Genomic DNA, 11,750 nt, shown 5'->3' with positions numbered 1-11,750 from the left:
GCGTCGTTTTTTTGTGGGCAAGAGTCGGGGGCGACTTATGCCTTGGCGGGCAAGCTCAAGCGGGCAACCGCTTCCACGTGCATGGAGTGCGGGAACATATCGACCGGTTGCACTTCGTCCAGCACGAAGCCCTGCTTGACCAGCCAGGCAAGGTCGCGGGCCAAAGTCTGCGGATTGCAGGAGACATAGACCAGACGGCGGGGCGCCATGGCGACCAGGGTCTGCAGCACCGCCTTGTCACAGCCTTTGCGGGGCGGATCCATCACCACCACATCAGCGGTCACGCCCTGGGCGTGCAGCTCGGGCATCAGCTGCTCCGCCTTGCCAACGTGGAATTCGGTGTGCTCGATGCCGTTGAGGGCAGCGTTGCGGCGGGCATCGCTGATGGCGCTCTCCACCGACTCGATCCCGACGACCTTGGCGGCCTTGCCAGCCAGGAACAGGGAGATGGTACCGATACCGCAATAGATGTCGAACACCGTCTCGTTGCCGGTCAGCTCGGCATACTCGAGGGCGCTGGAGTAGAGCACATCGGTCTGGGTCGGGTTGTTCTGGAAGAAGGAGAGCGGCGAGATCTCGAACTCGAGCTCATGGATCTTGTCGCGGATCACCCCTTCGCCGAGCAGCACCCGGTTGGTGGCGCCCAGAATGCGGTTGGTGCGCTCATCGTTGATGTTCTGCACCAAGGTTGTGACCGGCAGATCGCTCAGGGCTGCCAACAGTTCGGCTTCGAACGGTAGCTCCTCACCCAAAGTGACCAGCACCACCATCAGCTCGCCGCTCTTGAAGCCCTTGCGGGTCATCAGGTTGCGCACGCAGCCGCTGTGGTTCACTTCGTCATAGGCAGCGATGTCATGCGCGCGCATCCAGTTGCGTACCCGGGCGTTCAGCTCCACGTGCAGCGGATCCTGCACCGCACAGTCATCGGCGGTGATGAGATCGTGGGAGTGCTTGCGATAAAAACCGATCTCGGCACCGGCGTCACAGCCACGCACCGCATATTGCGCCTTGTTGCGATAGGCGAACGGGCTCTCCATGCCAAGGATATCCTTGACCGGCGTGTCACCCAGCCCGACCTGCTCCAGTGCGCTTTGCACCAGTGCCTGCTTGAGCTTGAGCTGGGCCGGATAGGCCAGCGGACGTACCTGACAGCCACCACACTCGGTGTTGGGGCAGAAATCGGCAACCCGATCTGCAGAGGGCTGGAGCAGCTCGGCAACCTTGCCGTGCAGATAGTTCGGCTTGACCTCGGTCAGCTCCACCAGCGCCTGCTCACCGGGCAGCAGACCTTCGACAAACAGGGGGCGATCGAACAGGCGTCCTTTGCCATCTCCTTTGTCGGTCAGTTCCAGGATCTCGATCTGGTGTTGATGTCCCACTAACGGCATGAGCGGCTCCAAAAGTACTAAAAATGGGGGGGGATGAACGCGGCAGAGCCATGCCCATCGAGAAAAGGTGGCAGAGTTTAGCGGAGATCCGGCCAAATTGCAGGCATAAAAAGCCTGCTTGTTGCAATGGTCATTGCCCCTGGTCATCTGCCGGGCGTGGCCACCTTTCGGGTTGCGGCAAATTTAGCCCTTGGGCCATAACGCCCAGCCTGTTAAAATTCCGCCCTTGAAATTATCCTGGGCCCCGCGCCCGTTCTAGCTAAGGTCTACCGCGATGCGTACCAGCCAATATCTGCTTTCCACTCTCAAGGAAACCCCCTCCGACGCTGAAGTTGTCAGCCACCAGCTGATGCTGCGCGCCGGGATGATCCGTAAACTGGCCTCCGGCATGTATGCCTGGTTGCCAACCGGTCTGCGGGTACTGAAGAAAATCGAGAACATTGTTCGCGAAGAGATGAACAATGCTGGTGCCGTCGAAGTCTCCATGCCGGTGGTACAACCCGCCGAGCTGTGGCAGGAGTCAGGCCGCTGGGATGACTACGGTCCCGAGCTGTGCCGTCTGACCGACCGTCACAACCGTCCCTTCGTGCTGGGCCCGACCCACGAAGAGGTGATCACTGCGCTGGTACGTTACGAAGTGAACAGCTACAAGCAGCTACCACTCAACCTCTACCAGATCCAGACCAAGTTCCGCGACGAAGTGCGCCCCCGTTTCGGCGTGATGCGTGGCCGCGAATTCCTGATGAAGGATGCCTACTCCTTCCACATCGACAAAGAGTCTCTGGTCGATACCTACGAGAAGATGCACGCCGCCTACTGCAAGGCGTTCACCCGCATGGGTCTGAACTTCCGTCCGGTGCAGGCCGATACCGGCTCCATCGGTGGTACCGGTTCCCACGAATTCCAGGTGCTGGCCGAGAGCGGTGAAGACTTGATCGCCTTCTCCGACAGCTCCGATTACGCCGCCAACATCGAGATGGCCGAAGCACTGGCACCGGCTGGTGAGCGCCCTGCCGCCACCGCAGCCCTGACCAAGGTTGCCACCCCGAATGTTCACACCATCGACGAAGTGGCTGCCTTCCTGAACGTGGCACCGACCGCCATCGCCAAAACCCTGCTGGTACTGGCAGAGGAAGATGAGCACGGCAAGCAGGCCGTTATTGCGCTGGTACTGCGTGGCGACCACGAGCTGAACGAAATCAAGGCAGAGAAACTGGCTGGCGTGGCTAACCCGCTGACCTTCGCCAACGACGAGCAGATCAAAGCTGCCGCCGGTTGCGACGCAGGCTCCATCGGCCCGGTCGGCTTTGCCGGTCGCATCATCGTCGATCGCAGCGCTGCCCATCTGGCGGACTTCGTCTGCGGCGCCAACGAAACCGGCTTCCACCTGACCGGTGCCAACTGGGATCGCGACATCACCGCTTACGAAGTTGCCGACCTGCGCAACGTGGTGGAAGGCGACCCGAGCCCGTGCGGCCAGGGCAAGCTGCTGCTCAAGCGCGGTATCGAAGTGGGCCACATCTTCCAGCTGGGTACCAAGTACTCCGAAGCAATGAAGGCAAGCGTGCTGAACGAAGCTGGCAAGTCCGTCACCATGGAGATGGGTTGCTACGGTATCGGGGTTTCCCGTCTGGTGGCCGCCGCCATCGAGCAGAACAACGACCAGTACGGCATCATCTGGCCGGACGCCATCGCTCCGTTCGAAGTGGCCATCGTGCCGATGAACATGCACAAATCCGAGCGCGTAGCCGAGCAGGCACAGCAGTTCTACGCCGAGCTGAAAGCGGCCGGTGTGGACGTGCTGTTCGACGACCGTAAAGAGCGCCCGGGCGTGATGTTCGCCGACATGGAGCTGCTGGGCATCCCGCACGCCATCGTCATCGGCGATCGCGGCATGGATAACGGCGTGGTCGAGTACAAGTGCCGCCGCACCGGCGAGAAGCAGGAAGTGGCCATCAGCGATATCGTCGCCATGATCAAGGCCAAGCTGGGCCGCTAAGCCCACCCTCTTCCCGATATAAAAAAGCGCGCCCAATGGCGCGCTTTTTGTTTGTCTTCTCTTCTAAAGCAAAGAGGATTGCCGCAAGGAGCCTACTCGTTGCGACCGATAAAGAGATCGGTCACGTGGCAGCTGCTTCTGGCTTCCAGTGCGTCGAGCATATAGGCCGCCGCATCTTCCGGAGTCATGAAGCCACTCGGGTCCACGTGATCCGAGTTGTCCCAGAATTCGCTGCGGATCCCGCTCGGGTAGAGGTTGACCAGCCGCAGTGGCGAGCCTTTCAGCTCGGCGCGCAAGGATTCGAGAAAGCCGCGCATCCCCCATTTGGAGGCGCAGTAGAGGCTCTCGTTGGCCTTGCCCACCTGCGCGGCGGAGGAGAGCACATTGGCCAGCACTCCGCCCTTGTCGCCGATAAGCCGCACCGTCTGCTGGGCCACCAGAATGGTGGAGATAAGGTTGCTCTCCACCACCCGGCGGATCTGCTCGGCAGTATAGACACCGACCGGGCCAAACTCACCCACCCCGGCGCAGTGGATCACCATGTCGGGCAGCCCGCCCCACTCCACCGCAGCGGCGAAGGCGACATCGACCTCTTCATGGTGCGCCAGATCGGCGGCGATGCCGATCACCGCGCTGCCGAGCAGTTGCTCCTGCTCCTGCAGTCGCTGATAACGGCGCCCCATCATGGAGACCTGATGGCCCCGCTCAACCAGTCCGATAGTCAGCGCCCGGCCGAGACCGGAACCGGCACCTGTCACTATGATGTGGCCCATTATCGCTCCTCGTCGTCAGTCGACGGTCAGATTAGAAAGTGAATTCGCCGCCCATGAACCAGCCATCAACAGACTGGTCGATATTGGCGAAGTCGACCTTGGCTTCACGCCAGCCGGCACGCAGCTTGATCGGCATGGAGGAGAACTTGTAGGAACCACCCAGACGGTAGTCATAGTTGTCCGCATCGTGAGTACGCAGATCGCCGAAGAAGGCGATGCCGGTGCCCGGGATCTTCACTTCGCTGCCGGCATAGGCCATCAGGGTATCTTCGTCATAACCCTTGCGACCGAAGTAGACCTGCTCACCATCGTAGTGACGGCCGGTCATACCCAGATCGATCTTGAACAGATCGTTGTTGAACAGACGGTAGTAGAGGCTCAGATCGTAGGCGGTCAGATCGTTCTTGAAGTTGCCGCCGGAGGTGCTGAAATCGGAGACTTCAAACTTGGCGTTCGGCAGGAAGATGATGCCGTGTTCCAGTTGCAGATAGCCGTTCCAGTTGTAGCTGTCGTCATAGCTGCCATCAGCACTGGTGCCATAAGCCTGACCACTGCCCTTGGCGGCCCATACGTCGGCACCGGCGGCAAAACGCCAGTCGTCAGCGGCCATGGCACTCTGGCTGCACAGAGCCAGCACAAAACCGGCAATCAGCGTCTTTTTCATTACGTCACTTCCTCTTGCATACATGGAAAAGAGCACTATTTTACTCGGTGCAGCCAAAATACCCAGCGTCAATCCTGAACAAACGACGACAAATGTCAGTGCTTCATATGCTTCATCTCTGCCATCGGCTCAATCGGCTTCACCGGCAGTGACAGATCCAGCTTCTGACCATCGTCCATGGTGAGGGTGAGCGGGAAAGGGGTCTGCTCGGAGAGCGTGCCCACCTCGAACAACATGATGTGCAGGCTGCCCGGTTTCAGCACCGCTTCGCCCTTGGCCGGGATCTCGATATTCTCGACCTGACGCATCTTCATCACGCCATTTTCGTGCAGGTGAGTGTGCAGCTCGGCACGCCCCGCCGCAGCAGAAGCCGCCGCCACCAGCTTGACCGGCTGGTCGGCGTCATTCTTCAGCACCATAAAGGCGGCAGTGTTGGGGGAGCCCGGCGGCAACAGGCGCACATAACCGTCGACAGCCTCGACCTTGGCTAGTGCAGGCGCCGTCATACCCAGAACCAGCAGAGAATAAAACGCACGTTTAAACATGGTTGAAATCCTTTTATGATGTTGTTAAACGGCGCCAAGGTTACCCCAGCGGCAACCTTTTTTGCACCTTTCAATAACAAGGATTTAGACATGGCCCCCATTCTCATTGCCGAGCAGCAGGATGGCTTGCTCACCCTGACCCTCAACCGCCCCGACAAGCGCAACGCCCTCAATACCGAGCTGTATCAACAACTGGTGGCTGCGCTGCGAGAGGCGGCAGCCGATGAGGAGGTGCATGTCCTGCTGTTGCAGGGGCAGCAGGATTGCTTTACTGCGGGCAATGATCTGGCCGACTTTATGGGCAAGAGCTCGCTGGAGCCCGACGACCCCATCCTGCAGTTCCTCCACACCCTGGCCGATTTCCCCAAACCCGTGATCGCCGCTGTTGCAGGCCCGGCGGTGGGGATTGGCACCACCATTTTGCTGCACTGCGATCTGGTCTATCTGGCGGATAATGCCCGCTTGCAGCTTCCTTTCGTCGAGTTGGGGCTGGTGCCGGAGTTCGCCTCCAGCCTGCTGCTGCCGCGTCTGGTGGGACACCTCAAGGCGGCAGAGCTGTTGCTGCTGGCCGAGGCGATGGATGCCGAGGAGGCGCTGCGGCTCGGGCTGGCCAACAAGGTGGTGGCGGCCGATGGAGTGCTCTCCTTTGCCCGCGAGCAGGGACTGAAGCTGGCGGCCAAACCGCCCAGAGCGCTGCAAAAGAGCAAGGCGCTGCTGAAACAGGAGCTCAAACAGGCGGTGCACTTTGTCATTGATCTGGAGGCGCGCGCCTTCGCCCAGGCACTGCAAGGGGAAGAGGCGCAACAGCGCATCGCCCAGAAACTCAAACGGCGGAGCTGAGCTGCCGCTCAACGCCAGTCAGTTGAGGCGAAAACGGCCGATCAGCTCGCAGCCCTGCACCTTGTCCTGCAGCTGGATCAGCCGGGCAATTTCCGGATTGGGGTGACGCTTGAGAAAGGCGAGCAGGGCGCCGCGACAGCAACCCAGCTCGCTGATCAGCGCCTCGCACTCCCGGTTGGGGCATTGTGGCACCAGCGCCGTGACCAGCTCGGAGGCGAGTTTCAGGTAGCGCAGCTCGTAAGTCGGCTCATCCATCGACCGCCAGAAGTCGGCCAGCCGGTGACAGGTGGCGACCCGCATAGTGGCCAGTTCGGTCAACTCGACCTGGGTCATCTCGTAAACATCCCCCAGCGCCTGCTGATAAAAGCAGATCGCCGCCCCCAGCGAACCGGCCTGCCAGGCACGCTCCGCCTCCAGCATGTATCGTTGCCAACTTTGCGGTGTCATTTCGCTCTCCCGAGTCCGTCATGGTGGGAGTGTTATCATGGCTAATTGAGAATAAATATCAACCAGAGGGTTAGTGCAGGATCTCTGCGCAACCTTGGCAAACCCGGCGCCCGACCTTATGATCGCGCCCTTCCCTCTTCTTTGGAGCACACCACAATGCGACCTCGCCTCCCGCAGATGCTGGGCTGCTCCCTGCTCTGCGTGCCCCGCATGCTGGTCTGGATCTATTAGCTGCGCTCAAGCGAACGCAACCCATCCGATCCATTCAGCAAAGGAGTACCAGCATGAACACCTGCCAACACTGGTCGCAGGTCGAATACCTGCACCTGACGGTGACCAACCCCAATATCTGCCTAAAGGGGCAGCACAGCTACTACTCGGGTGCCTGGGATGGCCCCTTCGAAGAGGTGGCGGTGCGCTACCTCCATGGCGATCCCTTCAGCCGCAGCCCGGAAACCGGCTGGGAGCCGCTCTGGCATATCGACCGTCTCCATATCGGCGACTATGTGCAGATTGCCGCCGGGGTAAAGATCATCATGGGGGGCAACCACACCCACAACACGTCCTTCATCAGCACCTATCCGTTCGCCGATCTGGACGCGCTCCAGCGCAGCTACCACCCCGCAGGTGATACCCGCATCGGCAACGATGTCTGGATCGGCATGGAGGCGATGATCATGCCCGGCGTCACCATCGGCGATGGCGCCATCATCGCCGCCCGTTCGCTGGTCAATCAGGATGTGCCGCCCTATGCCATGGTGGCGGGCACCCCGGCCAGGGTGGTGCGGATGCGCTTTGGCGAGGAGGAAATTGCCCGGCTACAGGCCCTCGCCTGGTGGGATTGGCGGGATCAACAGGTCAACGATCTGCTACCGCTGATCCAGCAAGGTGACGTCGCCCTGCTTGAACAGGCGGCTGCCCACTGGGCGGAGCGCCATGAGTGACTACCGCTAACCAGTAGCTGACAGCATAAGAGCGACCCCAGGGTCGCCCTCTTTTATCTCCGGCATGCTCTGGACGCCGTCATCGCACATCCACTCACTGCGCGCTTTTGGACTGGTTGAGGCTGCACTGCTTGCCGGGATAACCGGGTAGCTCCTTGGCATCGCTGCCGCAGGCGAGCCGTTTGGCCTGTTGCAGGCGGGCCGCCAGATTGGCGCTGTCCACCGGCATCCATTGCATCTGCTTGCCGAGCCAGCTGGCCCAGGCAAACTCGACGAAATAGACCCGTTTGTCCTTGCGAAAGTAGCCCGCATTCTGCAGCAGTCCGGCGAGGGTGCGATAGGGGTAATCAGGCAGCTTGTCGATGCTGGTCGGCAACTGCTCCGGGGTCAGCGGCTGTCCCTTCTCATCCTTGAGCCAGGCCCAATGATTGTTCTGCATCTGGCTCCAGAAGTTGGCTTTGTCCTGCAGACGGCCAATCACCTTGACCCGGGCATCCTTGACGCCCTGCTGCCACAACGCCTTGGTGAGATGGTGCCTGTCCACCAGCCAGTAGCTGCCATCCGGCGCAATCACCACGGGGATCTCGTTCTTTTTCATCAACTTGTCGAGCTGCTTTGCGCTCATGTCCGCCAATGTGGCCTGGGTCTCATCGACCTGGATCTGGCCGACGCCCCCCTGAGTCGGGTGCAAGGCATCGATGCCGATCTCGCACCAGTTGCCCACCGCCGTGTCGCTCTGGCACGGGGCCAACGCCCAGGCACCCTGGCTCAACACACAGGCCAGCACTAACCATGCTTTCATCGTTTGACACTCCTCACCACATTGAACTGCACAGACGCCGGGAACGCTCTTCTACCCCGATTGGGAGTGAGAGTCGAATGCTGGCGGTCAGACCAGCAAACGGGATATCATGATTTCCCATCTGTCGGCGATATTTTCTCGCCGAGTTTTCTCCCCGCTTCACACTATTTGAAGGATCCGACCCATGAAAGGATGGAGCCCCTTGCTGGCCCTGCTGGGCTGTGCTGCTGTCCAGGCTGCCGATATTCCCGCCGGAACACAACTCGCCGCCGAGCAGATTGTCGTTCGCCACCTCAAGGATGAACCTGCGAGCCTGAGCCCGCTCAAGCTGGTCGGCCTGCCGGAGTTGCAGGTACTGCGGGATCTGTTCGAGGGGCTGCTGACCCAGGGGCCGGATGGCAAACCGGTTGCCGGGGTGGCGGCCAGCTGGGAGAACAAGGGCAACCAGTTCTTTACCTTCCATCTGCGCCCGGATGCGCGCTGGTCCAACGGCGATCCGGTCAAGGCCGGCGACTTCGTCTACGGCTGGCGCAAGCTGGTCGACCCGAAAGAGGCGGCCACCTTCGCCTGGTTTGCCCAACTGGCCCGTTTCGACAAGGTGGACGAGATAGTCGCTGGCAAATTGCCTGCCAGCGAGCTGGGGGTCAAGGCCCTCGATGACCACACCCTGCAGGTGACCCTCTCCCAGCCGGTACCCTACTTCCTGAACCTGCTGAGCCACCCCAGCCTGTCGCCGCTCCATCAGGCCAGCATCGAGCAGCACGGCAACCAGTGGACCCAACCCGGCAAACTGGTGGGCAACGGTGCCTTTGTGCTGAACAACCGGGTGGTCAACGAGAAGCTGGAGCTGACCCCCAACCCTTATTACTGGGATCGGGCCCATACCGTATTGACCAAGGTGATCTTCATGCCGATCAATCAGGAGAGCGCGGCGACCAACCGCTACCTGGCTGGCGATCTGCATATCACCGAATCCTTCCCCAAGGAGCAGTACGACAAGCTGAAGCAGCAGATCCCGAATGAGGTCTATACCCCGGATCAGCTCGGCACCTACTACTACGCCTTCAATACCAAACAGGCCCCGCTCGACGATGTGCGGGTGCGCAAGGCGCTCTCCTACACCATCGACCGCGCCCTGATCGCCGATAAAGTGCTCGGCACCGGCGAGAAACCGGCCTACCACTTCACCCCGGATGTGACCGCCAGCTTCACCCCGGCCGCCAACCTGCTCTCCACCAGCAGCCAGCCGGCGCTGGACAGCAAGGCCAAGTCCCTGCTCAAGGAGGCCGGTTACGGCCCGGACAAGCCGCTCAAGCTGACCCTGCTCTACAACACCGCGGAAATTCACAAGAAGATGGCACTGGCGATTGCCAGCATGTGGAAGCAGAAGCTGGGCGCCGAGGTCGAGCTGACCAATCAGGAGTGGAAAACCTATCTCGACAGTCGCCAGAGCGGTCAGTTCGAGGTGATCCGCTCCTCCTGGGTCGCAGATTACAACGACCCGTCAGCGTTCCTTGGCCTTTGGGGCTCCCGTCACAGCGGCAATATGGCAGGCTTTGCCAATGCCCGTTATGACCAGCTGCTGGCAGAGGCGGCCAGCACTCAGGATGTCGCCAGCCGTAGCAAGCTGTTTGGCGAGGCAGAGGCGATCCTGCTGGATCAAGCCCCCATCGCCCCCATCTACCAGTACACCAATGCCCGACTCATCAAGCCATGGCTCAAGGGCTACCCCATCAACAACCCGGAGGATGTGGCCTACAGCCGCCAACTCTACCTCGTCAAACACTGACACCGGCCACAACGATGCGAGGCCCCGCAGGGCCTCGCTATTGATACTGTTCACACCCCGATTTCCAGCCTAAAATGCCGCCCCTTCTGTTCAATTAATCTTCAATACCCAGTCAGACATGCGTTATTTGATACTGCTCTCGTTGTTGTGGACCCTGCCTGCACAGGCCAACAGCGAATCCCAATGCCAGCAAGAGTTTGTCGGCTGGATGCTGCATCAGCAGCAACAGTTCAGTGATCGCAAGTCTGACAAGATGGAGCGACGCCGGGCCGAGCGGGCCATCGATCTTGCCCGGCAGGAGTACGACAAGCAGGCCAGCTTCTGCAAGACCATGCAGCTTGTTCGTGAATACAAAGATGGCGATCCACGTTTTACTCCGCGCCCCGGAGAGATACACGACTACAGTACGACTTCTGACAACACATCAGGGTGACCCTGACCAGAAAAACCAAAAGCGCGTCGATTGACGCGCTTTTTGTGGTTCTTGCCCTGACAAAGCGGCTTATTCGGCCGTCTCGCTGCTGGCAAACTCCGGCACCTTGGCCATGGCATCCAGCACCACCTGAATACCGGCGCCCGGTTTGCAGGCGTTCTCGCTCAGGTGGCGGCGCCAGGCGCGAGCCCCCTGCATGTTCTGGAACAGCCCCAGCATGTGGCGGGTCATATGGGAGAGGTAGTTGCCCTTGGCCAGCTCCTGCTCGATATAGGGCAGCATCATCCGCACAACCTCGTGGCGGCTCGGCACGGCGTTGTTCTGGCCGAACACCAGATTGTCCACCTGCGCCAGAATGTAGGGGTTCTGATATGCTTCACGCCCCATCATGACGCCATCGACGTGTTGCAGGTGCTCCAGAGTCTGCTCCATGGAGGTGACGCCGCCGTTGAGGGCAATGGTCAGCTCCGGGTAATCCTGCTTGACCCGATAGACGCGGGGATAATCGAGGGGCGGGATCTCGCGGTTCTCCTTGGGGCTCAGGCCGCTCAGCCACGCCTTGCGGGCATGGACGATAAAGGTATCGCAACCGGCATCGCGCACCTGTTCGATAAAGGTCTGCAGAAATTCGTAGGAGTCCTGATCGTCGATGCCGATACGGGTCTTCACCGTCACCGGAATATCGACCGCATCGCGCATTGCCTTGACGCAGTCCGCCACCAGCGCCGGTTCGCCCATCAGGCAGGCGCCAAAGCGACCGTTTTGCACCCGATCGGAGGGGCAGCCGACGTTGATGTTCACCTCGTCATAGCCGCGCTCCTCGGCCAGCTTGGCACAGCGCGCCAGATCGGCCGGATTGCTGCCCCCCAGCTGCAGGGAGATGGGGTGCTCCTGCTCGCTGTAACCCAGATAATCCCCCTTGCCGTGGATGATGGCGCCGGTGGTCACCATTTCGGTATAGAGCAAGGTCTGGCGGCTCATCAGTCGATGAAAGTAACGGCAATGCCGATCAGTCCAGTCCAGCATGGGGGCGATGGAAAAACGCTGCGCCTGCATAAAAATCATCCGGGTTGGCTAAAGAAAGGGGCGGATTTTATCACAACGTGAAGCAGCCCCAGAAAATGAA

The 11,750-nt window shown here is 60.4% G+C and carries 12 protein-coding genes; 5 read left to right on the top strand and 7 right to left on the bottom strand.

Going from position 1 to position 11,750, the window contains the following annotated elements:
- Positions 1 to 35: 35 nt before the first annotated feature.
- Positions 36 to 1,388: a 23S rRNA (uracil(1939)-C(5))-methyltransferase RlmD gene (gene rlmD, locus G5182_RS09350; RefSeq protein WP_021231744.1), complete on the bottom strand. Its 1,353-nt coding sequence runs from the start codon at positions 1,386 to 1,388 to the stop codon at positions 36 to 38.
- A 274-nt stretch (positions 1,389 to 1,662) separates the two neighbouring features.
- Here rlmD and G5182_RS09345 point away from each other — a divergent pair, with 274 nt between their 5' ends.
- Complete coding sequence (locus G5182_RS09345) at positions 1,663 to 3,387, top strand: proline--tRNA ligase (protein ID WP_216960816.1); 1,725 nt, start codon at positions 1,663 to 1,665, stop codon at positions 3,385 to 3,387.
- 92 nt (positions 3,388 to 3,479) lie between these two features.
- Here the strand turns inward: G5182_RS09345 and G5182_RS09340 are convergent, their stop codons facing one another.
- The 3 genes from G5182_RS09340 to G5182_RS09330 form a co-directional block, all read right to left on the bottom strand.
- Complete coding sequence (locus tag G5182_RS09340; protein WP_216960813.1) at positions 3,480 to 4,160, bottom strand: SDR family oxidoreductase; 681 nt, start codon at positions 4,158 to 4,160, stop codon at positions 3,480 to 3,482.
- A 31-nt stretch (positions 4,161 to 4,191) separates the two neighbouring features.
- Entirely contained in the window at positions 4,192 to 4,824 is a 633-nt protein-coding gene (locus G5182_RS09335) for a TIGR04219 family outer membrane beta-barrel protein (protein ID WP_005354809.1), read from the bottom strand.
- 95 nt (positions 4,825 to 4,919) lie between these two features.
- On the bottom strand, positions 4,920 to 5,369 hold the full coding sequence (locus tag G5182_RS09330) for a copper chaperone PCu(A)C (RefSeq protein WP_005335782.1): 450 nt from the start codon (positions 5,367 to 5,369) through the stop codon (positions 4,920 to 4,922).
- A 90-nt stretch (positions 5,370 to 5,459) separates the two neighbouring features.
- Between G5182_RS09330 and G5182_RS09325 the strand changes: the two genes are divergently transcribed.
- Entirely contained in the window at positions 5,460 to 6,209 is a 750-nt protein-coding gene (locus tag G5182_RS09325) for an enoyl-CoA hydratase-related protein (protein ID WP_227341412.1), read from the top strand.
- Between the two features lie 18 nt (positions 6,210 to 6,227).
- Here G5182_RS09325 and G5182_RS09320 read toward each other — a convergent pair whose 3' ends face one another.
- On the bottom strand, positions 6,228 to 6,656 hold the full coding sequence (locus tag G5182_RS09320; RefSeq protein WP_157161484.1) for a DUF2753 family protein: 429 nt from the start codon (positions 6,654 to 6,656) through the stop codon (positions 6,228 to 6,230).
- Between the two features lie 284 nt (positions 6,657 to 6,940).
- Between G5182_RS09320 and G5182_RS09315 the strand changes: the two genes are divergently transcribed.
- Positions 6,941 to 7,600 (top strand): CatB-related O-acetyltransferase, encoded by a 660-nt coding sequence (locus G5182_RS09315; RefSeq protein WP_227341413.1) that lies wholly within the window; start codon positions 6,941 to 6,943, stop codon positions 7,598 to 7,600.
- Between the two features lie 94 nt (positions 7,601 to 7,694).
- On the opposite strand, the gene G5182_RS09310 is transcribed toward G5182_RS09315, so the two are convergent.
- The gene (locus G5182_RS09310) at positions 7,695 to 8,402 is read right to left on the bottom strand and encodes a ParB-like protein (protein ID WP_227341414.1); all 708 of its coding nucleotides are present in this window, start codon (positions 8,400 to 8,402) and stop codon (positions 7,695 to 7,697) included.
- Between the two features lie 184 nt (positions 8,403 to 8,586).
- Between G5182_RS09310 and G5182_RS09305 the strand changes: the two genes are divergently transcribed.
- Positions 8,587 to 10,191 (top strand): peptide ABC transporter substrate-binding protein, encoded by a 1,605-nt coding sequence (locus G5182_RS09305; protein ID WP_227341415.1) that lies wholly within the window; start codon positions 8,587 to 8,589, stop codon positions 10,189 to 10,191.
- 118 nt (positions 10,192 to 10,309) lie between these two features.
- The gene (locus tag G5182_RS09300; protein WP_227341416.1) at positions 10,310 to 10,624 is read left to right on the top strand and encodes a hypothetical protein; all 315 of its coding nucleotides are present in this window, start codon (positions 10,310 to 10,312) and stop codon (positions 10,622 to 10,624) included.
- 69 nt (positions 10,625 to 10,693) lie between these two features.
- Here the strand turns inward: G5182_RS09300 and dusA are convergent, their stop codons facing one another.
- Positions 10,694 to 11,680: a tRNA dihydrouridine(20/20a) synthase DusA gene (gene dusA, locus G5182_RS09295; protein ID WP_227341417.1), complete on the bottom strand. Its 987-nt coding sequence runs from the start codon at positions 11,678 to 11,680 to the stop codon at positions 10,694 to 10,696.
- Between the last annotated feature and the right edge of the window lie 70 nt (positions 11,681 to 11,750).

This window comes from Aeromonas sp. 600948 (genome assembly GCF_049174875.1).
In the GTDB taxonomy this organism is placed as follows: Bacteria; Pseudomonadota; Gammaproteobacteria; order Enterobacterales; family Aeromonadaceae; genus Aeromonas; species Aeromonas veronii_A.
This window is presented reverse-complemented; position numbering and strand designations above follow the sequence as displayed.